The sequence below is a fragment of the Mycobacterium sp. NGS66 genome (assembly GCF_059812225.1).
Genome location: NZ_JCALCG010000008.1, coordinates 129,600 through 150,366 on the forward strand (window position 1 = coordinate 129,600; position 20,767 = coordinate 150,366).

At 65.5% G+C, this 20,767-nt stretch carries 17 protein-coding genes and 1 pseudogene; 4 read left to right on the plus strand and 14 right to left on the minus strand.

The features are described from left to right. Positions 1 to 32 precede the first annotated feature (32 nt). The 5 genes and pseudogenes from AC5Y2L_RS16400 to uvrC all read right to left on the minus strand — a co-directional run bounded on the left by AC5Y2L_RS16400 (position 33) and on the right by uvrC (position 6,581). Positions 33 to 1,421 carry a WS/DGAT/MGAT family O-acyltransferase gene (locus AC5Y2L_RS16400; RefSeq protein ID WP_499936717.1) on the minus strand — a complete coding sequence of 463 codons (1,389 nt, stop codon included), beginning with the start codon at positions 1,419 to 1,421 and terminating at the stop codon, positions 33 to 35. Positions 1,422 to 1,699: 278 nt separating this feature from the next. Further along, the gene (gene whiA / locus AC5Y2L_RS16405) at positions 1,700 to 2,677 is read right to left on the minus strand and encodes a DNA-binding protein WhiA (RefSeq protein WP_499936853.1); all 978 of its coding nucleotides are present in this window, start codon (positions 2,675 to 2,677) and stop codon (positions 1,700 to 1,702) included. After that, a pseudogene (gene yvcK / locus AC5Y2L_RS16410) lies at positions 2,674 to 3,760 on the minus strand (uridine diphosphate-N-acetylglucosamine-binding protein YvcK). The gene whiA and the pseudogene yvcK overlap by 4 nt, the downstream one beginning before the upstream one ends. After that, the gene (gene rapZ, locus AC5Y2L_RS16415; RefSeq protein WP_499936716.1) at positions 3,757 to 4,641 is read right to left on the minus strand and encodes an RNase adapter RapZ; all 885 of its coding nucleotides are present in this window, start codon (positions 4,639 to 4,641) and stop codon (positions 3,757 to 3,759) included. The pseudogene yvcK and the gene rapZ overlap by 4 nt, the downstream one beginning before the upstream one ends. Further along, on the minus strand, positions 4,638 to 6,581 hold the full coding sequence (gene uvrC, locus AC5Y2L_RS16420) for an excinuclease ABC subunit UvrC (RefSeq protein WP_499936715.1): 1,944 nt from the start codon (positions 6,579 to 6,581) through the stop codon (positions 4,638 to 4,640). The genes rapZ and uvrC overlap by 4 nt, the downstream gene beginning before the upstream one ends. 199 nt (positions 6,582 to 6,780) lie before the next feature. On the opposite strand from uvrC, the gene AC5Y2L_RS16425 reads away from it, so the two are divergent. Together AC5Y2L_RS16425 and zwf are read left to right on the plus strand one after the other, a co-directional pair. Further along, complete coding sequence (locus AC5Y2L_RS16425) at positions 6,781 to 7,200, plus strand: hypothetical protein (protein WP_499936713.1); 420 nt, start codon at positions 6,781 to 6,783, stop codon at positions 7,198 to 7,200. Between the two features lie 84 nt (positions 7,201 to 7,284). Further along, positions 7,285 to 8,781, plus strand: coding sequence for a glucose-6-phosphate dehydrogenase (gene zwf, locus AC5Y2L_RS16430; protein ID WP_499936711.1), 1,497 nt, complete (start codon positions 7,285 to 7,287; stop codon positions 8,779 to 8,781). 9 nt (positions 8,782 to 8,790) lie between these two features. On the opposite strand, the gene AC5Y2L_RS16435 is transcribed toward zwf, so the two are convergent. The 7 genes from AC5Y2L_RS16435 to AC5Y2L_RS16465 all read right to left on the minus strand — a co-directional run bounded on the left by AC5Y2L_RS16435 (position 8,791) and on the right by AC5Y2L_RS16465 (position 16,530). Beyond that, the gene (locus AC5Y2L_RS16435; RefSeq protein ID WP_499936709.1) at positions 8,791 to 10,560 is read right to left on the minus strand and encodes an LppX_LprAFG lipoprotein; all 1,770 of its coding nucleotides are present in this window, start codon (positions 10,558 to 10,560) and stop codon (positions 8,791 to 8,793) included. Between the two features lie 338 nt (positions 10,561 to 10,898). Continuing rightward, complete coding sequence (locus tag AC5Y2L_RS16440) at positions 10,899 to 12,752, minus strand: protein phosphatase 2C domain-containing protein (protein ID WP_499936708.1); 1,854 nt, start codon at positions 12,750 to 12,752, stop codon at positions 10,899 to 10,901. 253 nt (positions 12,753 to 13,005) lie between these two features. Continuing rightward, positions 13,006 to 13,473 carry a PH domain-containing protein gene (locus tag AC5Y2L_RS16445; RefSeq protein WP_499936706.1) on the minus strand — a complete coding sequence of 156 codons (468 nt, stop codon included), beginning with the start codon at positions 13,471 to 13,473 and terminating at the stop codon, positions 13,006 to 13,008. Beyond that, positions 13,470 to 13,952 carry a 6,7-dimethyl-8-ribityllumazine synthase gene (gene ribH, locus AC5Y2L_RS16450; RefSeq protein ID WP_499936705.1) on the minus strand — a complete coding sequence of 161 codons (483 nt, stop codon included), beginning with the start codon at positions 13,950 to 13,952 and terminating at the stop codon, positions 13,470 to 13,472. Before ribH ends, AC5Y2L_RS16445 begins: the two co-directional genes overlap by 4 nt. Beyond that, positions 13,949 to 15,226, minus strand: coding sequence for a bifunctional 3,4-dihydroxy-2-butanone-4-phosphate synthase/GTP cyclohydrolase II (locus AC5Y2L_RS16455; protein ID WP_499936703.1), 1,278 nt, complete (start codon positions 15,224 to 15,226; stop codon positions 13,949 to 13,951). Before AC5Y2L_RS16455 ends, ribH begins: the two co-directional genes overlap by 4 nt. Positions 15,227 to 15,318: 92 nt before the next feature. After that, positions 15,319 to 15,882 carry a hypothetical protein gene (locus tag AC5Y2L_RS16460; protein WP_499936701.1) on the minus strand — a complete coding sequence of 188 codons (564 nt, stop codon included), beginning with the start codon at positions 15,880 to 15,882 and terminating at the stop codon, positions 15,319 to 15,321. A gap of 12 nt (positions 15,883 to 15,894) precedes the next feature. After that, positions 15,895 to 16,530, minus strand: coding sequence for a riboflavin synthase (locus AC5Y2L_RS16465; protein WP_499936699.1), 636 nt, complete (start codon positions 16,528 to 16,530; stop codon positions 15,895 to 15,897). A gap of 79 nt (positions 16,531 to 16,609) precedes the next feature. On the opposite strand from AC5Y2L_RS16465, the gene AC5Y2L_RS16470 reads away from it, so the two are divergent. Then, positions 16,610 to 17,341, plus strand: a complete 732-nt coding sequence (locus AC5Y2L_RS16470) for an LppX_LprAFG lipoprotein (protein WP_499936851.1) — start codon at positions 16,610 to 16,612, stop codon at positions 17,339 to 17,341. After that, on the plus strand, positions 17,338 to 19,032 hold the full coding sequence (locus AC5Y2L_RS16475; RefSeq protein ID WP_499936697.1) for an MFS transporter: 1,695 nt from the start codon (positions 17,338 to 17,340) through the stop codon (positions 19,030 to 19,032). The genes AC5Y2L_RS16470 and AC5Y2L_RS16475 overlap by 4 nt, the downstream gene beginning before the upstream one ends. On the opposite strand, the gene ribD is transcribed toward AC5Y2L_RS16475, so the two are convergent. After that, a complete protein-coding gene (ribD, locus tag AC5Y2L_RS16480; RefSeq protein ID WP_499936695.1) occupies positions 19,029 to 20,054 on the minus strand; it encodes a bifunctional diaminohydroxyphosphoribosylaminopyrimidine deaminase/5-amino-6-(5-phosphoribosylamino)uracil reductase RibD in 1,026 nt (341 codons plus the stop codon). The two genes, AC5Y2L_RS16475 and ribD, sit on opposite strands and share 4 nt — an antisense overlap. Next, on the minus strand, positions 20,051 to 20,764 hold the full coding sequence (gene rpe / locus AC5Y2L_RS16485) for a ribulose-phosphate 3-epimerase (RefSeq protein WP_499936693.1): 714 nt from the start codon (positions 20,762 to 20,764) through the stop codon (positions 20,051 to 20,053). Before rpe ends, ribD begins: the two co-directional genes overlap by 4 nt. Positions 20,765 to 20,767 lie beyond the last annotated feature (3 nt).

A 20,767-nucleotide genomic window follows, 5' to 3' on the forward strand; every position in this document is an offset into this window, starting at 1 on the left:
GCCAGGGTCGATCTCGGCATCGACGCCGGTGTCTATAACTGCTCGGCGGCGCGTTCGAGTTCGGCCAGCGCCGGCTCGATGGCGTCGGCCATCTCGTCGATGTCGTTGGCCACTTCGGGTGTGGTGACGAAGCCGAAGTCCAAGTACTTCTGGTAGGAGAAACAGGTGATGTTCAGCGCGACGTCCATCACCGGCGGTCCGAGGGGCACCAACGAATCCAGCTTGGCGCCGGCCATATACAGCGGGACGGACGGGCCCGGGACATTCGAGACGACCAGGTTGATCGGCGCCAGGTTGTGTGACAACCCGGTGGCCGTGTAGGCACGCGCGGCCAGCTGCAGCAGCCCCGGCGGTGTGGTCTCGGTGAGCCCCATGATCTGATGCGCCGACAGGGCCTTGGCCATTTCTTTTGCGCTGCGGGTACTTTCGTGGATGGCTCTGAGCCGCTGCCCGGCGTCCTCGATGTCGGTGGCCAGCGATGCGGTCATCGAGCTGATCTGATTGCCTACCTCGCTGGCCGTCGCGTCGGTGCGGGTCGAAACCGGGATCTGCGCGATGAGCGGCTTGGCCGGCAGCTCACCATGCTTTTGCAAGTACTCCCGCGCCGCACCGGCCACCATCGCGAGCACCACGTCGTTGAGCTTGACACCGAACGCGTCTTTGACCGCCTTGGCCCTGGCCAGCTCGACACGGCAGCCGGTGATCCGCCGGTGCGGCGACACCGGCGCGTTGAATCGGGTCTTCGGCGCCTCGAAGTAGCGCGGCGGCCGGTTGCTCACACCCAAGGCGGCGATCTGCTGGCGCACGGTCTGCTCCAGCAGCCGGGTGATCCGGAACGGCGTCTTGATCGCCACGTTGATCAGTGCGCCCACCGCTCGCCGTTCCAGACCCGGCAGCTGAAATCCCACCAGTGATCCCACCGTCTCCTCTTGCGGCGGGCGGGGTTCCGGTGTGACGTCCAGCAGGATCTCGCCCAGCCCCGCGCCGGAGACCCCGTCCACGATGGCGTGATGCATTTTGGTCAGCGTCGCCATACGACCGCCGCTGACGCCCTCGATCACCCACAGTTCCCACAGCGGCCGGGAGCGGTCCAGCTTGTAGGACATCAGCCGGCCCACCAGCTCCTCGACCTCGCGACGCTCGCCAGGGGCCGGGACGCCGATGCGGCGGAGATGGAAGTCGATGTCGAGGTCCTCGTCCTCGACGAACCACGGCCGGTCCAGCCCAAGCGGGGCACCGGTGACCCGCCACCGCAGCTGCGGCAACTCCGGCAGGCGCTCGATGAGGAGTTCGCGAAGTCGCTGAAAGCTGTAGTCCGGGGCGTGCTGAATGTCGCAGATCGCGAGCGCACCCACATGCATATGCCAACCCGCAGTCTCCGCCGACCAAAACGCCGCATCGACACTCGAAAGCCGCTTCATGCGATGACCGTAGCCCTCGCTAGCGCGCCGCGCCCAGCTATCGACGACAATCTCACAACGCGCGGCGTCGTGAGCTCATCGAACTTGGGTAAGTTGCCGCAACTGACAAGTCGAACACGTTTCTGCGGCGGACATTCGAAGTCTCGTGATTGGGTGTGAATCCTGGGCGTCGCGAGTGAATCCTGGGCGGAAATCCGCGCCGAATCCCGCCCTACGCTCACGCCGAAAGCCGTCAGCTCACACTCAGCGCCGTCAGCTCACACCAAACGCACAGTAGGTCAGGCGTCCTCGAGCAGGTCGGGCGTCACCACCGACTCGGTGTCCGGGATGCCGTCAACCTTCGCCTTGCGATCGGCCATCGACAGCAGCCGTCGAATGCGGCCTGCGACAGCATCTTTCGTCATCGGAGGGTCGGCGAGCCGACCCAGCTCCTCCAACGACGCCTGCCGGTGCTCGACGCGCAGTTTGCCGGCCGAGGCCAGGTGCTCGGGCACGCTGTCGCCGAGGATCTCCAGCGCCCGCTCGACCCTCGCGGCCGCGGCCACCGCGGCCCGCGCCGAGCGGCGCAGGTTGGCGTCGTCGAAGTTGGCGAGCCGGTTGGCCGTCGCACGCACCTCGCGGCGCAGCCGGCGCTCTTCCCAGATCACCCGAGTGTCCTGGGCACCCATCCGGGTCAGCAACGCGCCGATCGCTTCGCCGTCGCGCACCACCACGCGGTCGGCGCCACGCACCTCGCGCGCCTTGGCGCTGACCCCCAGCCGGCGGGCCGCCCCCACCAACGCCAGCGCGGCCTCGGGACCGGGGCAGCTGACTTCCAGCGCCGACGAGCGTCCCGGCTCGGTCAGCGAACCATGCGCCAGAAAGGCGCCTCGCCACGCGGCTTCGGCGTCGCCGACGCTGCCGCCGACGACCTGGGCGGGCAGGCCCCGCACGGGGCGCCCACGCATGTCGAGCAGCCCGGTCTGGCGAGCCAGCGCCTCGCCGTCGTTGGCGACCCGCAGGACATAGCGAGTGCTCTTGCGAATTCCGCTGGCGGACAACACATGCACGACGGCGTTGTACCCGTACAGGTCGAAGATGTCCTTACGGAGGCGCCGTGCGATACCGCCCAGGTCCACCTCGGCCTCGACAACCACCCGACCGCTCACGATGTGCAAGCCGCCGGCGAACCGCAGCAGGGAAGTTACCTCGGCCCGACGCGCACTGACGGATTTCACTACCAGGCGGCTGAGCTCTTCCTTGACTTCGGTCGTCATCGCCACGCGTCGTCACCCCTTGGTCCGTTGTCGACCCGGTTCCTGCACGCCACTCTGTGGACGTTCACCATCGATCGGGATCTCCTCGGTGGCCGTCACCGCGGGCACCGCCGGGCCGTCATCGCCCACGCGTACCCCATCCAAAGCCGCCGCCAGCTTGCCCGGGTCATGTAAAGGTGTACCAGGTCTGGCCACGTCGACGAAGTGGACCTCGGCTTGCAGCAGTGTTGCGGTGCGGCGCAGCTGATCCCGTTCCCGCTCACTTGGCACTCGCTCGGCGTCGATGATGATGTCGTGCACGGTGAAACCGGGCGCATGCTGGGCGAGCACGTGCAGGTGCCGCTCCACCGAAAAGCCGGCGGTCTCCCCCGGTTCGGCCACCAGGTTGAGCACCAGCGCGCGTCGGGCCGTGGTGGCCCGCAGGGCCGCCGCCAGCCCCGGCACCAGCACGTGCGGGATCACGCTGGTGAACCACGATCCGGGTCCCAGCACCACCAGGTCGGCGGCCATGATGGCGTCAATGGCCTGCCGGGTCGCCGGCGGGTCGGCGGGCAGCAAGCGGACCCGCCGGACCTTTCCCGGAGTGGTGGCGATCGCCACCTGGCCGCGGATCACCCGGAACATTCGCGGGTCGGCTTCCAGGCCCGACACGTCGGCCTCGATTTGCAGCGCGATCGGGCACATCGGCAGCACCCTGCCCTTGACGCCGAGGATGCGGCCGAGCTCGTCGAGCGCGGCGACTGGGTCGGCCAGCACCTCGTTGAGCCCCGCCAGCAGCAGGTTGCCGATCGGATGCCCGGCCAGCGCGCCACTGCCGCCGAACCGGTGTTGCAGGATGGTGGCCCACAGCCGCCCATACGGGCTGTCGGATGCCAACGCCGCCAACGCCATTCGCAAATCGCCGGGGGGCACCACCTCGAGCTCGCTGCGCAGGCGCCCCGAGGAGCCGCCGTCGTCCGCGACGGTCACGATGGCGGTGACGTACGGGGTGAGCCGGCGAGCGGCCGACAACGTCGCATACAAGCCGTGCCCGCCACCCAGGGCAACGATGCTCTTGTTCGCGGGGACGCCTGGTGAGGTCATTCGCGACCCAGATCCCGGTGCAGCACCCGCACCGACAGCTGGGGATCGGACCGCAACAGTCCCATCAACGCCTCGGCGATCGCGACGCTGCGGTGCTTACCGCCGGTGCAGCCGATGGCGACCGTCATATAACGCTTCCCCTCCCGGCGGTAACCTTCGACGACCAAGGACAGCAACTGATGGTAGGCGTCCAGGAACTCGGCCGCGCCAGGTTGCCCCAACACGTAGTCACGCACTGCGGGATGTTGGCCGGTGAGCGGGCGCAACTCGTCGACCCAGTGTGGATTCGGCAGGAACCGCACATCCATCACCATGTCGGCATCCATGGGCAGGCCGTACTTGAAGCCGAAAGACTCCACGGTGACGCTGGTGGTCGCCCCGGTATCGCCGCCGAATGCGCGCTCGATGCTTTCGCGTAGACCGCGCACGGACAGTGTCGAAGTGTCGATGATCAGGTCGGCGGTGGCACGGACCGGGGCCAGCATCCGGCGTTCGGCGGCGATGCCTTCGGCCAAGGTCTGCTGGCCTTGCAGTGGATGGCTGCGGCGGTTCTGTTCGTAACGGCGAACCAGCATGTCGTCGGATGCCTCCATGAACACGACGCGGGGGGTGATGTGCCGGGTAGCCAGTTCGGTGCGCACCGAATCCAGGTCACCGGTGAACCCGCGCGACCGCACGTCCATCACCACCGCCAACTGGGTGATCCGCGACCCGGCCGCCAGTCCGAAGTCCACCATCCGGGTGATCAGCTGAGGCGGCAGGTTGTCGGCCACATACCAGCCGAGGTCCTCGAGCACCTTGGCCGCAGTGCCGCGACCGGCGCCGGACAACCCGGTCACCAGGACGACGTCGATATCGGCCGGCGAGTCCTCCACGGTCATTCCGGGGCTCCGGAATCATCGGGTCGCAGGGCCTCGAGCACGGCGGTGGCAGTGGCCACGCCGATACCCGGAACGGCGGTGATCTGGTCGACGGTGGCCTCCTTGAGGCGGGCTATGGATCCGAAGTGGGTGACCAGCGCTTTGCGACGATGCTCTCCCAATCCGGGCACCGAGTCCAGCACCGATGCCGTCATTCGCTTGGAACGCTTGCTGCGATGGTAGGTGATGGCGAATCGGTGCGCCTCGTCGCGGATCCGCTGCAACAGATACAGTCCCTCGCTGTTGCGCGGCATGATGATCGGATCCGGTTCCGACGGCACCCACACCTCTTCCAGTCGCTTCGCCAAACCGATTACTGCGACGTCGGTGATGCCGAGCTCGTCGAGCACCGCCTTGGCCGCATTGACCTGCGGGGCGCCGCCGTCGACGACGAACAAGTTGGGCGGATAGGCGAAGCGACGTGATTTGCCTTCCGGGGAAAGCAGATTCGGGTCGTGCTGATCTTGCAGGTGGCGCCAGAACCGGCGTCTGGTCACCTCGGCGATGGAGGCGACGTCGTCCGAGCGTCCCTGCCCGGCCGCCTCGCGGATGCCGAAGTGGCGGTAGTCCGATTTGCGCGGCAGGCCGTCTTCGAAGACCACCAGCGAGCCCACCACGTCGGTGCCCTGCACGTGGCTGACGTCGACGCATTCGATCCGCAGCGGCGCGTCGGCCAACCCCAGCGCCTCCTGAATATTCTGCAGCGCAGCAGATCTCGCGTTGAAGTCGCCGGCACGCTTCAGCTTGTGTTGCTGCAGAGCCTCTTTGGCGTTGCGCTGCACGGTTTCGGCCAGCTTCCGCTTGTCGCCGCGGCGCGGGACCCGTAGCACCACCCGGCCGCCGCGCAGACCGGTCAGCCAGCTGGCCAGCTCGTCGGCGTTGGACGGCAGGCACGGGACCAGCACCTCGCGTGGCACCGGGTTGGCGGCTTCGTCGGCGGCGCCGTCGAGCTCGGCCTGCTCGCCGTAGAACTGGGTGAGAAATTGTTCGACGAGTTTCTCCTCGCCGGATTCATTTGGGTCGCCGGGCTTTTCGACGATCCAGCCGCGCTGGCCCCGAACCCGGCCGCCGCGGACGTGGAACACTTGCACCGCCGCTTCCAGTTCGTCGTCGGCGAAGGCGACCACGTCGGCGTCGGTGCCGTCACCCAGCACCACGGCCTGCTTCTCCATGGCGCGCTTCAACGCGGACAGGTCGTCGCGAAGCCGTGCGGCCCGCTCGAAATCGAGTTGCTCGGCCGCCGCGTTCATCTGCTGTTCCAGGTCGCGGGCGAACCGGTCGGTCTTGCCGGACAGGAAATCGCAGAAGTCCGTCACGATCTGGCGATGCTGCTCGGCGCTGACCCGGCCGACGCACGGCGCCGAGCACTTGTCGATGTAGCCGAGCAGGCATGGCCGGTCGATTTGCTTGTGTCGCTTGAACACTCCGGCAGAACAGGTGCGTGCCGGGAACACCCGGGTGAGCAGATCCAGCGTTTCCCGGATCGCCCAGGCGTGGGAGTACGGCCCGAAGTAGCGCACACCCTTGCGCCGCGGGCCGCGATAGACCATCAGCCTCGGAAACTCCTCGTTGAGGGTGACGGCCAGCGCCGGATAGGACTTGTCGTCCCGGTAGCGGACGTTGAAGCGCGGATCGAACTCCTTGATCCAGTTGTATTCCAGCTGCAACGCCTCGACTTCGGTGTTGACCACCGTCCACTCGACCTTGGCTGCGGTGGTCACCATCTGCCGGGTCCGCGGGTGCAGGCCGGCGACGTCGGCGAAGTAGGACGTCAACCGGCTGCGCAGGCTCTTCGCCTTGCCGACGTAGATGACTCGCCCGTGCGCGTCCCGGAATCGGTAGACGCCCGGCTCGACCGGGATGGACCCGGCCGGGGGGCGATATGTCGCGGGATCTGGCACGTATCCCAGGCTATCGGGCGCTTGAGGAGTGGCGGCATCGGTGCCGAGCAGACGCAAAAGCACCTCATTCGAGCCTGAATTAGGTGCTTTTGCGTCTCGCGAGGGCGCCGTCGTCCTCGTCCCAAACGAGATAGCCGGGTGGCGAAGCTGCTTTCGATAGGTTGTCGTTCAGATGCAGTTGTCCGCCCAGGAAGCAGTTATGACAGCTCGAACGCGCACACCGCGCCTAGCGCTCTGGTTGTCGCTGACGGCCGGTCTCGCGTTGATCTTGAGTGCCGCCGCTGTGTGGTTGCCGGTGCACCGGGACGACGTGTGGAACGCCTACGTATCTCACCACTGTGGTCACCTAGATCCATTGCCGCCGTTGCCCGATAACCGAATCTTCGGGTGGACTGTCATCGTGTTGCTCGTCGTCGCGGCGACCTGCGCCCTAGCTGCTCTCGCACTTGTTCTACACGGCCGCCATCCGCCGCAGAAGAAGATCGGTGCGGCGCTACTCGTCGTCCTCGCCCTTCCTTTCTCACTGTTTATCGGGCTGGGTGGCCTTGAGGAGACCGAGCTGCGGGACCGGCCTGGCAGAGGCACCGACGGAAGTGGGCTGCCATGCCCGTTCGGTTAGTCGACCGCGCCGATTTCAGCAAGAGCGACGGCATTAAGACCACTTGAGCGCCTAGCGCCGCAAAAAAGTGGAAGTATCGCGAGAGTGGCCACCAAGAAACCGCAGACCATCTCTTATCCGGCACCGGGTGCACGACCGCGTCGCCACGACGCTACCCCGCTCGATCCCCACGTCATCGTCCTGTTCGGGGCGACCGGAGACTTGGCTAAACGCAAGCTGCTCCCCGGTCTCGCGTACCTGGACCAGTCCGAGCTGGCGCCCGACATTCAGATCGTCGCGACGTCGCTGGAAGACTTCGACGACGACCAGTTCCGCGATCTCGCCAGAAAGGCGATCGACTCGTTCGGCACGCATAAGCTCACGCCCGACCAGTGGGACAACTTCGCCCGAATTATCACCTACGTCCCCCAGGGCGCCGGACCCGAGGCACTCGCTGAGGCGGTCGCGCAAGCCGAAGACAACTTGGGCGGCGAGGTGCGGCGGCTGCACTACCTCTCGGTTCCACCGAAGGCGGCGCGTGACGTCATCACCATGCTGCGCGACGCCAAGCTGGTGGAGCGCTCCCGGGTAGTGATGGAGAAGCCGTTCGGCACCGACCTGGCCAGCGCCGTGTCGCTCAACGACTTCCTGCATGAAACATTCGAGGAATCGCAGATTTTCCGGATCGACCACTTCTTGGGCAAGGAGGCAGCGCAGAACATCTTGGCGTTCCGCTTCGCCAACGGACTATTCGAGCCGATCTGGAACCGCAACTTCATCGACCACATCCAGATCGACATCCCCGAAGCGCTCGGTCTGGATCAGCGCGCCAACTTCTACGAAAGCACCGGCGCCTACAAGGACATGGTGGTGACCCACCTGTTCCAAGTGATGGCTTTCGTGGTGATGGAGCCGCCTACGGCCCTCGAGCCGCGCGCCATCAGCGAAGAGAAGAACAAGGTGTTCCGGTCGATGCTGCCGGTCAAGCCGTCAAATGTGGTGCGGGGCCAGTACGCCGGTTACCGCCAAGAGGAAGGCGTGGCAAAGGACTCCGACACCGAGACGTTCATCGCGCTCAAGATCGGCATCGACAACTGGCGCTGGGCCGGTGTGCCCATCTACCTGCGCACCGGCAAGAAGATGGCCGAGGGCATCCGCGTCATCTCGATCGCCTTCAAGGAAGCTCCGCGGACCATGTTCCCGCCGGGGTCTGGGGTCGGGACACAAGGTCCCGATCACCTCACATTCGACCTGGCGGACAACTCGAAGGTCTCGCTGTCCTTCTACGGCAAACGGCCCGGCCCGGGTATGAAGCTCGACAAATTGTCGATGCAGTTCTCCACGCAGGAGGTCGACACCGTCGTCGACGTGCTCGAGGCCTACGAGCGGCTCATCCTCGATGCGATGCGCGGCGATCACACACTGTTCAACACGGCCGAGGGCATCGAATCGTTGTGGGAGCGTTCAGAAGAACTGCTGAACGACCCGCCGCCGGTCAAGATGTACCAGCCCGGCACCTGGGGACCCAACGCCATTCATCAGTTGATCGCGCCGAATGCGTGGCGGTTGCCGTTCGAACGGGAATGGCGCGAAAAACGTTGAGGGGCAACCTCATACGGGCTTCTGAACGCTGACCGGCTCATTCCATTTGGACAGAGTCGACTGGATGCTATTGCCGGGGCTGGGTTCCAAAATCAGCTGGACCAACTCGTGGTTACCGTCCTGGCGGATCCATGCGGTGGCGGGAACCGGTCCGTTGGCCGTGATCTGCGGGAACAACTTTGTGACAGCGTCGGCGCTGACCTGACCAATGATCTTCACCGTCTGAAAACCCCTGATCGTTTCGCGCCCAACGGCCTTCGGGGCACTGACAGTCGACAGCAGGTTCGCCAGCCCCGTGCCCGGGTTCAGGATTGACGACGGGTCGTACCTGATGAGGTCGGCGGCTTTGCCCATGTCGTCCCACGTTCCTGGGTTGAGGGTGATATAGAGCTCGCCGTCGAGGATCACGAAGTCGGTATCCACCTCACTGCCGGCGAACAGGAGTTTGGCGTTGCCTTTGGAGGCAGCGGCCGGGGTGGTCTGGATGTCACTGTTCATTGCCTTGATGGGCAAACCCGGGACAGTGCCCGTGACAGTCTGATCGAGATGTGCGGTCCTGAGCGCTCGTGTGCTATCGGCGGACTGCATCAGCAGGGTGCCTGCGTTAGGCAAGTCGTTTTCGGTGGGTTGGCCGGATTGGCCGGCTTGGCCAGCCGGATGGTTCGTCGTGGTGGCCAGGGCAACGGCAAGGACGCTCACGACGATTGCGGCGATGACGGCGGCCGAGATGAGGAGGGCTTTGCGCCGCGACGATGGCCGCGAAGTCTGCATCGGCTCAGGAACTGGCCGGTGCGCTGGTATCTCCACGGGCGAAGGTTGGGGGGTAGGCGGCGCGGCATCAACGGCGTGTACGTCGCTCGAGGGCGAGGTCGGAGGTTGAACCTGGAATGCCGGCGCTGGGGCGGGCACCGGCGCGGGCCGCGTGGCGGGTTCCGCGATGGGTGTCGGCTCAGGCGCAGGAGTTGGGAAAGTGATGGCGTCGCGGGCGGCGGCGGCCAGCGCAATGGTTGTGGCATACCGCTGATCGGGGTCTTTGGCCATTCCGCTCGCGATCACCTGATCGAACTGCGCCGGCAAGTCCGGGTGCGTAGTGGATGGGCGGGGTGGAGCGATGTTGAGGTGCGCGACAACCAGGTCCGCCATCGTGGCGTGGCCAAACGGCGGCGTCCCGGTGAGACACTCATACAGCACACAGGCCAAGGAGTAGATGTCGGCCCGGGCATCCTCCTTCCCGGAGCCTAAACGCTCGGGTGCGATGTACTGGAAGGTGCCGATCGTATTGCCGGACTTCGTTATTCGTGTTTCATCCAGGGCACGGGCGATCCCGAAGTCGATCAGATAAGGGAAGTCGTCGCGGTCGAGCAGGACATTCGAGGGTTTGACGTCACGGTGCACCAACCCCACCTCGTGGGCCGCATGCAACGCCTTGGCGACTCCCTCGACAATGCGCACCGCGCGGGCCGCATCTAGAGCGCCATCGGCAAGCACAGTCGCCAAGTCGCGGCCCTCGATCAAGCGCATGTTGACGTACAAGCGTCCGTCGATTTCGCCGTAGTCGTGGATCGGGACAACATGCGGGGTGTTTAACCGAGCCGCGGCTTGAGCTTCTCGCCGGAATCGCCGCTGGAAGTCTTCGTCGTCGGAAAAATGCGCGGGCAGCAATTTTATGGCGACCGTCCGATCGGTGGCAGTGTCATGAGCACGCCACACTTCGCCCATCCCGCCGCGACCGAGCAGGTCGATCAGCCGATAGCGTCCGAACGGCGTCCCCTCCAACATCAGCCTCCCTGACGACAGCAGTCCAGCAACACGATAAACGTGAGGACGGGCGCGCTTCCGACTAACACCGAAGTCGTCACGCGCGGCTGTCCAGTTGCACCCCGTCCTGCAGCAGATCGCGTGCCGGCATCGCCGTAGCCTTCGCGGTCGTCGGGGATTGGCCGGAAGATCGAAACCGCGTGACCTATCAACGTTTTGGCGCAACTGCCACCATCATCGCGGCGATGACCGGAGCGACCGTCACCATGCTTCATCCAACCCGCAACATCGGGCGATCACACAGTGGATAGGGACGGGCCCGTTTCGGGCCGATGAACCATCGGCAACCTTGCGATGCATTACCCCGCTGGTAGTTTCAGGACTTTCCCGTTGTCGTCGTCGGTGACGTAAGCGCTGCCGGCGGTATCCACCGCCACACCGGTGGGTTCTTCGAGTTCGGGCAAGGGCAGCGGGGTTGGGTTGGCGGAGCCGGCCGGCAGCTTCGCCACCATATGGTTATGGCGTTCGGTGACGTAGATATTGCCGGCGGCGTCGACTGCCAAGCCGTCGGGGTGATCGAAACCGACGATGGCGTCCGCGGCGGGTGCGCCCGTCGGCAGCTTCAACAGCCGATTGTTACCCTGGTCGATGACATAGACGGTCCCCTTGGCGTCCACTGCCACACCGATGGGGTGATCGAGGCCGGCGAACGGCAGCACGATCGGGTGGCTGAAGCCGACCGGAAGTTTCAGTACCCGATCGTTCCCCGTGTCGGCGACGTAGACAGCGCCCGCGGTGTCCACCGCGACGCCAGAGGGGTGTCGGAGTGCAGGACCGGGTGACGCCGAGAGTTCCACCTCGGTCGGCATGCTCGACCCCACTGACAGTCTCATCAGCCGACCACCACGCGTGCCGTCGGTGATGTAGACGGTTCCATCCGGTGCCACCGCGATGCCGGAGGCTCCCTTGAGCCCACCGAAGGGCAGGACGCTGGGCTTGGTTGACCCCGCTGCCAGCTTCAAGACCTGGATGTTGTCATCGTTCACGAAGACGACGAAAACGTTGCCCTGAGCGTCCACCGCCACAGCTTTCGGATGTTCGAGGCCACCGAAAGGGAGCTCGATTGGCGCCGGAGGCGAATTGGGTCGCACTGATTGCATGGAAGGAGTGGCAATTTGTGCCGAAGGCTTTGCGGTTTGCCGGGCTGCCGGTTGGGAGGCGGTTTGCCACGGCCACAGGAGGTAGCCGGCAATGATGGCCACCAATAACACGACGCCCAGAGCCAGCAGGCCCAGTTTCAATCTCCGGTGTTGCCGAGGCCATGGCTGCCGCCCCGGCGTCCTCATCGGAGGGCGGCGCATCCGACTGGCCGGCGGCGGGGGTGGCGCAGGTTGCTGCGGCTGAGATGCCGCCTTGGGAGTGGCAGCGAATTCGGGCGCGTTCGGTTCAGTTGCAGGCCGGGCGCTGGTCGGCGCTGGGCCGGCATCGACCACCACAGCGGTGATGTTGTCGGGTCCCCCGCCCCTGTTGGCGGCCTCGATCAACGCACGGCACGCATCGGACGGGTCTGGGTGGCTGGTGAGGACGGCCGCCAGCGTGGTGTCATCGACGACGCCGTGCAAACCGTCGCTGCACAAGAGGATTCGGTCGCCGGGCCGCAAATCGAACGTACCTACGTCGGGCTTCGCGGGCGGGGGCATCAGCACTTGGCGGGTGACTATTGACCGCTTCGGGTGATGCGCGGCCTCCTCCTCGGTGATTTGACCGGCATCCACCACCGCCTGCACCAGAGTGTGGTCGCTGGTCAGCCGCCGCACCTGGCCGTCTCGATACAGGTACGCGCGGCTGTCGCCGAGATGAGCGATCACCACGTGTGAGTCGATAATCATCGCGGCGACGAGCGTGGTGCCGGCCCCGGCGAGTTCGGAGTCGACGAGGCTGCGGGCGTGCAGGTCGCCGCACATCTCCACTATTGCTCGCTCCAGCCGCGCGGGAGCCTGGCCATCTTGGAGGTCCGCCCCGGCGAAGTGGCGCGCCACATAGCTTGGCAGCTGCTCGACGACCAGTGCAGCGGCTATGTCGCCGTGAGCGGTACTGCCCACCCCGTCGGCGACCAGGTAGAGCCCCTGCGCCGGGTCCGATCCCCATCGATCGTCATTACGCGATCTTTGACGCCCAAGGTCGCTGAGTCCGGCATAGGTTGTGGCAGGCATGGCTATTTCGCAGCCAGCTGCACTCGCGAGGCAGGTGGTCGCGGCGTGATCCGCGCTGTGCACGGCGGCCGACCGTGGCGAATTCCTTCGCAGAAGCCTGCGGCTGCAATGTGTGCCATCCCCGCCTCCAACGACTTGTTTCGTGAGCCTACTGCTGACGGGCAGCATAGTTGCGCATTACCGCGCGCCGACTTTTGCGGCGAGTGTGGACTTGTCGCACGAGAACGGCGCTCAACAGGGCCACAACCGTTGCTCAGCGAGTGCGCAAATCCGGCCGGTATCGGGCCAGCAACGATCGCACGGTGTCCATGGCCGCAACGGCACGCTCCTTGTCGACGGCCTGGATCGCCATCACGGGAATGTACTCGTCGTCGGGCAAATCGATTCGCGCCCAGCGGCTTCCGGCGGGAAACGATACACCGACCACATCGGACCAGTCGATCAGCTTGTCGCCCAACAGGTTACGTACCGACAGTCCAGGACGACCGACCCTCAGCCGCGGCCGGGTGAAGAGCAGTATCACCCCGGCGATGACCACGCCGAGTGCTGCCATCGCCACCTGGTCTGCGGTCTGGAAGATCACTCCGCTGGACTTCATCTTGAGCAGCAAACCCACGACGATATGCGCTCCAGCGATCAAAAATGCCGCGATGTAAGCGAATATCGGGGTCAGATGGGAACGCAGCTCGACATCCCAGTCGGCGGGCGGCGGCGACGTCACGGCCGAGCGCGCAGGTCGCGCAGGGTGAGCGCGGTGGCCAACGCCGCCGCCGTCGCCTGGGCGCCTTTATCCTCGGCCGAGTCCGGGAGCCCCGCCCGATCCAGCGCCTGCTGCGCATTGTTGGTCGTCAGCACCCCGTTGGCAACCGGCGTCGACTCGTCCAGCGAAACCCGCGTCAGACCCTGCGTCACCGCATCGCACACATAGTCGAAATGCGGTGTCTGACCGCGGATTACCACACCCAGTGCGACGACGGCGTCGTGGCTGCGGGCCAGTTCCTGTGCCACCACCGGAATCTCGATCGCACCGAGCACGCGTACCACCGTGGGGTTGTCGATGCCCGACTCGCTGGCCACCTTACGCGCGCCGGCCAACAGCGCATCACAGATTTCGCTGTGCCAAGTGCTGGCGACGATGGCGAGCCGCACAGCTGCAGCGTCCAGCACCGGCACGTCCGGCACTCCGGCGCCACCACTCATAAAGCCCCGCCGAATTCACCTGGCAGATGAACAGATTCGTGGAAATCGTCCAACCCGGCGAGGTCGTGGCCCATCTTGTCGCGTTTGGTCATCAGATAGCGGATGTTCTCGGCGTTGGCCCGTACCGGCAGCGGCACCCGCTCGATGATGTGCAACCCGTACCCGTCGAGGCCGACTCGCTTGGCCGGGTTGTTGGTCAGCAGCCTCATCGAGCGCACCCCAAGGTCCACCAGGATCTGCGCGCCAATCCCGTAATCCCTTGCATCGGCCGGCAATCCGAGCTTGAGGTTGGCCTCCACGGTGTCCTCGCCTGCGTCCTGCAGCTGGTAGGCCTGCAATTTGTGCATCAGGCCGATGCCGCGGCCCTCGTGGCCGCGCATGTACAGCACTACCCCGCGTCCCTCGCGCGCGACCATGGCCATCGCGGCGTCCAGTTGTGGTCCGCAATCGCAACGGCGGGAGCCGAACACGTCGCCGGTCAGGCATTCGGAGTGCACCCGGACCAGCACGTCGTCCCCGTCGGCATTAGGCCCGGCGATGTCGCCGCGGATCAGCGCGATGTGCTCGACGTCCTCGTAGATGCTGGTGTAGCCGATCGCACGAAACTCCCCGTGCCGCGTGGGAATGCGCGCCTCGGCGACGCGCTCGATGTGTTTTTCGTGTTTGCGCCGCCACTCGATCAGGTCGGCGATGGTGATCATGGCCAGACCGTGCTCGTCGGCGAACACCCGCAACTCGTCGGTCTGGGCCATCGAGCCCTCGTCCTTTTGGCTGACGATTTCACAGATGGCGCCGGCCGGTTGCAGGCCGGCCAACCGGGCCAGGTCCACGGCGGCCTCGGTGTGTCCGGGACGCCGTAGCACCCCACCGTCCTTGGCGCGCAACGGAACCACGTGACCGGGGCGGGTGAAATCGTCGGCGATGCTGGCCGGATCGGCAAGTAACCGCATGGTGGTGGCCCGGTCGGAAGCCGAAATCCCGGTGCCCACACCGATTTTGGCGTCCACCGTGACGGTGTAGGCGGTGCCGTGCTTGTCTTGGTTCACCGCGTACATCGGTAACAGCCCCAGCCGGTCGCAGATCGCGCCGTCCAACGGAACACACAGATAGCCCGAGGTATATCGGACCATGAAGGCCACCATCTCCGGCGTCGCCATTTGCGCGGCGAAGATCAGGTCGCCCTCGTTCTCGCGATCCTCGTCGTCGATGACGACGACGGCCTTGCCGGCCGCGATGTCGGCAACCGCCCGTTCGACGGAGTCCAACCTCGTCATCGCTACTACCTTGCTGTCGGAAGGGCCCGTACAGAGTGCCCAAGTGTTGCATTCAGTATGAACCACCGCGCCCCCGGCATTATTGCCACGGTTTATTCAGCGGGATGGTTCAACTCGAGGTGCTGTCCGGCCGGTTCCAGGGCCTCCCGCCACTGTTGGCGGATACCGCGCGTTTGGAAGGCCCGGAAGACGTGGAAATAGCGGACGAAGTCGAAGTCCTCGTAGTCGGCGGGCAGGGTGAAGGAAATTACCCAGGGCTCGGCTGGTCCTTGGCGGATCTCGCACAAATTGCCCAGGCTGGTATCCGGCCACGTGATCTGATAGCCGTCGCGCGGAAATTCGAACACCGTCACCGGCTCCCCGCTTTTCAACCGCTTCTTGAGGTCCGGTACCTGAAGTCGCCGCGCCAACCAGCCCGCATATCCGCTTTTGTCGACGAGGGTGCAGCGCAAAGTCCGATCAGTGAGCTCCAGGCGCGCGATCGGCGGCGATCCCCGATGCAACAAACCCGCGTATGGCAGCCCCCAGAACACACTCAACATGGGGCGACGACGCAGCAGGTAGACGTCGGTCACCGGTGGCGGGGTGGTCGACATGAGTAACGTCGCGGCGTTGAGGTTCAGTAACCGGTGTGGTGAATATCGGAAGACGCTCACGCGGCTCTCCTGTCAGGGTGCTTCCGCTATTTTGGCAGGGTTTCCGCCGCTCACGGTCAGCAAACGCTCCACATACTTCGCGATGACGTCGACTTCGAGGTTCACCTGGGTGCCGACGGGCGCGGCGCCCAGCGTGGTCAGCTCCCGGGTGGTCGGGATCAGCGAGACCTCGAACCAGTCCCTCGGTTCTGAACCCAAACCGGACACCGTCAGCGAAATCCCGTCGACGGTGATCGAACCCTTTTCCACCACATAGCGCGCCACCGAGGCCGGCACTTCGATCCGCACCACCTCCCAGTGCTCGGACGGCGTGCGGGCCACCACCACGCCGGTGCCGTCCACGTGCCCCTGCACGATGTGGCCCCCGAGCCGGCTGTTGACCGCTGCGGCGCGTTCCAGGTTCACCCGGCTGCCGGCCCTCAGTTCACCCAGGTTGGACCGATTCAGCGTCTCGGCCATCACGTCGGCACTGAACTGACCGTCTGGCAGCACCTCCACAACGGTGAGGCAGACGCCGTTGACCGCGATCGAATCTCCGTGACCCGCGTCGGCGGTCACGACAGGACCTCGAACCACCAATCGCGCAGCGTCAGGCAAGCTCTCCCGGCCGGTCACCTCTCCGAGTTCCTCGACAATTCCGGTGAACATCGCACCAGGTTAATGAGTGTTACGACGCTCCGGCACCCCCGTGGTTCACCGGACGCGTCAGGAGCACCCTCTACGATGGCTGACTATGCAGACCCGCCGTCGCCGTCTCTTCGCTGTCCTTGCCGCCCTGAGCGTCGCCGTCGCCCTGATCTCCGGATGCACGTTCAGCAGCTCGAAGAGCGGTGGGCCACTGCCCGACGCAGCAAAATTGGTCAAGCAGTCGGCTGACACCACCAAGACCGTCAAAAGCGCGCACATGGAACTCACCGTGACCGGCAAGGTCGCCGGGCTGCCCGTCAAGAAGTTGACCGCTGACCTCACCACCAACCCGAACACCGCCGCAAGCGGGCACGCCAGCCTGACAGGCGTGATGGGCGGCGATCTGGAAGCGGACTTCGTGGTGCTCGACGGCGAGCTCTACACCACGGCCCTCAGCAATGGCAGCCAGTGGGATGACGTCGGCAAAGCCGTCGACCTGGTCCACTACGACCCGTCGACACTTCTGAACCCGGACGTCGGGTTGGCCAACTTGCTGGCACAGTTGACCAACCCCAAGGCCGAGGGTCGGGAGAACGTGGGCGGACAGAGCACCATCCGAATCAGCGGAACCGTCCCCGCTGACGCCGTCAACAAGTTGGCGCCGCCGTTCAAGGCGTCGGATCCAGTGCCTGCCGTCGTTTGGATCCAAGAATCCGGCGACCATCAACTGGTCCAAGCCAGCCTGCAGAAGAGCCCCGGTAACAGCGTGCAGATTCTGATGTCGAAGTGGAACACCCCGTTCCAGATCAACAAACCGGCGGTGGGCGGATGAGGCGCCTGGCAGGGCGCCGAGTCGCGATCGGCGCGGGCAGTCTCGCGGTACTCCTGGGCGCTCTCGATGCCTATGTCGTAGTCACGATCATGCGCGACATCATGCACGACGTCGGCATCCCGATTAACCAACTGCAGCGAATCACCCCGATCGTCACGATGTACCTTCTGGGCTACATCGCGGCAATGCCACTGCTCGGCAGGGCTTCCGACCGATTCGGACGGAAACGACTGCTGCAAATCAGCCTGGCCTTCTTCATGATCGGATCGGTGATCACCGCACTATCGGTGGCGATCGGTAACTTCAATGTGGCCGACGTGAACTTCGAAATCTTCGGGCATCCGCTGCAAGATATGCGGATCCTCGGGCAGCCCGTGACCGACTTTCATGTGCAGAGCCTTCACGTGCTGATCGTGGGCCGCACCATCCAGGGCATCGCCAGTGGTGCGCTATTGCCGGTCACCCTGGCCCTGGGTGCCGATCTGTGGGCGCAGCGTAACCGCGCAGCAGTGCTCGGCGGCATCGGCGCCGCACAAGAATTGGGCAGCGTACTAGGCCCCTTGTACGGAATTTTCATCGTCTGGCTGTTCCGAGACTGGCGAGACGTGTTCTGGATCAACGTCCCCTTGACCTTGGTCGCCATGGCGTTGATCCAAATCAGTCTGCCGTCGCACGACCGCAGCGAGGCGCCGGAGAAAATCGACCTGGTCGGCGGTGTGCTGATTGCCATCACCCTCGGTCTGGCGGTCTTCGGGCTGTATAACCCGAATCCGAACGGCCAACAGGCGCTGCCCGATTACGGGCCGCCGTTGGTCATCGCCGCGGCCGTCTTCGGCGTCATATTCCTGATCTGGGAGCGGTTCGCGCGGACCCGGCTCATCGATCCGGCAGGAGTGCAGTTCCGCCCATTCCTGGCCGCAATGGGCGCTTCATTCTTCGCCGGCGCCGCATTGATGGTGACGCTGGTCGACGTCGAATTGTTCGGCCAGGGTGTGCTGGGTCTAAACCAGAACAAGGCCGCCGCGATGCTGACGTCGTTCCTGATCGCACTTCCCATCGGGGCGCTGCTCGGTGGCATCATCGCCACCCGGGTGGGCGACCGTCTGGTCGCATTCGCCGGCCTGCTCATCGCTGCGGGTGGCTACCTTCTGATTTCGCACTGGCCGGTCGACCTCCCGCATTTCCGGCACAGCTTCTTCGGATTGTTCAGCGTGCCCGCGGTGAACAACGACCTGATCATCGGCGGAGTTGCGGTCAACAACGACCTCCTGATAGCCGGCCTGGGACTCGGACTGGTGATCGGTCCATTGACGTCGGCCGCGCTGCGTGTCGTTCCCGCGGCCGAGCACGGCATCGCCTCGGCGGCGGTGGTAGTTGCCCGGATGACCGGCATGCTCATCGGTGTGGCCGGGTTGAGCGTCTGGGGCTTGTACCGCTTCTACCAGATCCTCAATCAGAAGAACGCCTTGATTCCCGGCAACTTGAAGGGCACGGATTTGACGTTGGCCAAAGCGCAGAACGTCATCCCGTCATTCGCTGCGATGTACGGCGAGGTATTCACCATGACTGCGGGGGTCTGTGTGGCGGGGGCGCTCCTGGGCTTGCTGATTGCCGGTCGCAAGGAGCACGCCGAAGAAGCCGGGGAACCGGAACTGCCGGAGCCAGAGACGGTAGGCGCTCCTACGTCCTAGCCGCCGCGCGGCACCAGGCTGAGCATGAGGTCCGGGCCGACACGCTCGACACCGTCGAACTGCCAGCGCAACGCCCGGGTGATACTCGGGACTCCCACGTCGTCAACCGCGACCACCGGACCGCCCAGCAGGATCGGCGCCACGTAAGCCAGGATGCGGTCGACCGCGCCCGCCCGCAGAAAAGCACCGGCGAGGGTCGGGCCGCCCTCCAACAGGACGTCGGTGCGATCGGAAAGCGACTTGAGCACTTCCAGCGGGTCGCGGGTCCGGATCACCATGGTCCGCGCGTCGTCGTTGAGAACTTTTGCCTCTGAAGGTATTTCGCGCATACCCACCACCACGCGCAGCGGCTGCCGTTCGGCCAGGGAGCCGTCGGGTAGCCGGGCCGTCAACGCCGGATCGTCGGCCAGCACCGTGCCGGTGCCGACCACGATCGCGTCGGCGTCGGCGCGGCGCCGATGCAGGTCGGCGCGCGCGGCCTCGCCGGTGATCCACTGGCTGGATCCGTCGGCCGCGGCGCTGCGCCCGTCGATACTGCTGGCGTACTTCCACGTCAAGTGCGGCAGCCCGGTCCGCTGCTTATGCAGCCATTCGCGCAGCGGGCCGCTGGTCACCTCATCGGCCAGCACACCGGAGCGCACCCGCACTCCCGCCGCCGACAGCCGTTCCGCCCCACCTGCCGCAATCTCGTGCGGGTCGGCCACCGCATAGATCACTTCCTGGACGCCCGCTTCGATCAAGGCGTCGACGCACGGCGGAGTCTTGCCAAAGTGATTGCACGGCTCGAGCGTCACCACCGCGATGCCGCCGGCGGCCAGACCGCCCGCCCGACGCAGCGCGATGACCTCGGCGTGGTCGCTGCCCGGCGGCTGCGTGGCGCCGACGCCGACCACCCGGCCGTCGTGGTCCATGATCACCGCCCCGACCGGCGGGTTCGGATACGTTGTGCCCTTGACCTGGAAAGAGTGGTCGATCGCCAGGCGCATCGCGTCTTCGATGCTGTCGACCCGCTCGACGCTCATGACGTGCGATGACGACCGCTCGACCGACCCAGATGGGGCGAGGCGGCAACGGCCTGGCGCCGTAGCGCCTCGACCGCGGACTCTGGGTCGTCCGCGCCATAGACCGCCGACCCGGCGACAAAGCAGTCGACGCCGGCCTCGGCTGCCTGCTCGATGGTGTCCTCGTTGATCCCGCCGTCGATCTCCACCAGGATGGTCAACTCCCCCGCATCGACCATCTTGCGCACGACGCGCACCTTGCCCAACACATCGGGAATGAAGTCCTGGCCACCGAAGCCCGGCTCTACCGACATGATCAGCAGGGTGTCGAAGTGCGGCAGGATTTCCAGATAGGGCTCGAGCGGCGTGCCAGGTTTCACGCTGATCCCCGCTTTGGCGCCCGCGGCGCGGATATCGCGGGCCACGCCGACAGGGTTGTCGGTTGCCTCCGCGTGAAAGGTGACGTTGTAGGCGCCCGCTTCGGCGTATGGCGGCGCCCAGCGGTCCGGGTTCTCGATCATCAGATGGCAATCCATCGGGATATCGGTGACGGCCAACAGGCTCTCCACCACCGGCAGGCCGATCGTCAGGTTCGGCACGAAGTGCGCATCCATCACGTCGACGTGCAACCAATCGGCGCCGGCTACGGCGGCTGCCTCGTCGGCGAGCCGGGCGAAGTCGGCGGCCAGAATCGACGGCGCGATCAGCGGTCTGTCAATGCCGGAAGACATGTG

Bases quoted from the DNA above. Each gene is read 5' to 3' on its own strand.
- AC5Y2L_RS16400 (WP_499936717.1), bottom strand. From the start codon at position 1,421: ATGAAGCGGCTTTCGAGTGTCGATGCGGCGTTTTGGTCGGCGGAGACT.
- whiA (WP_499936853.1), bottom strand. From the start codon at position 2,677: ATGACGACCGAAGTCAAGGAAGAGCTCAGCCGCCTGGTAGTGAAATCC.
- rapZ (WP_499936716.1), bottom strand. From the start codon at position 4,641: ATGACCGTGGAGGACTCGCCGGCCGATATCGACGTCGTCCTGGTGACC.
- AC5Y2L_RS16425 (WP_499936713.1), top strand. From the start codon at position 6,781: ATGACAGCTCGAACGCGCACACCGCGCCTAGCGCTCTGGTTGTCGCTG.
- AC5Y2L_RS16435 (WP_499936709.1), bottom strand. From the start codon at position 10,560: ATGTTGGAGGGGACGCCGTTCGGACGCTATCGGCTGATCGACCTGCTC.
- AC5Y2L_RS16440 (WP_499936708.1), bottom strand. From the start codon at position 12,752: ATGCCTGCCACAACCTATGCCGGACTCAGCGACCTTGGGCGTCAAAGA.
- ribH (WP_499936705.1), bottom strand. From the start codon at position 13,952: ATGAGTGGTGGCGCCGGAGTGCCGGACGTGCCGGTGCTGGACGCTGCA.
- AC5Y2L_RS16455 (WP_499936703.1), bottom strand. From the start codon at position 15,226: ATGACGAGGTTGGACTCCGTCGAACGGGCGGTTGCCGACATCGCGGCC.
- AC5Y2L_RS16465 (WP_499936699.1), bottom strand. From the start codon at position 16,530: ATGTTCACCGGAATTGTCGAGGAACTCGGAGAGGTGACCGGCCGGGAG.
- AC5Y2L_RS16475 (WP_499936697.1), top strand. From the start codon at position 17,338: ATGAGGCGCCTGGCAGGGCGCCGAGTCGCGATCGGCGCGGGCAGTCTC.
- ribD (WP_499936695.1), bottom strand. From the start codon at position 20,054: ATGAGCGTCGAGCGGGTCGACAGCATCGAAGACGCGATGCGCCTGGCG.
- rpe (WP_499936693.1), bottom strand. From the start codon at position 20,764: ATGTCTTCCGGCATTGACAGACCGCTGATCGCGCCGTCGATTCTGGCC.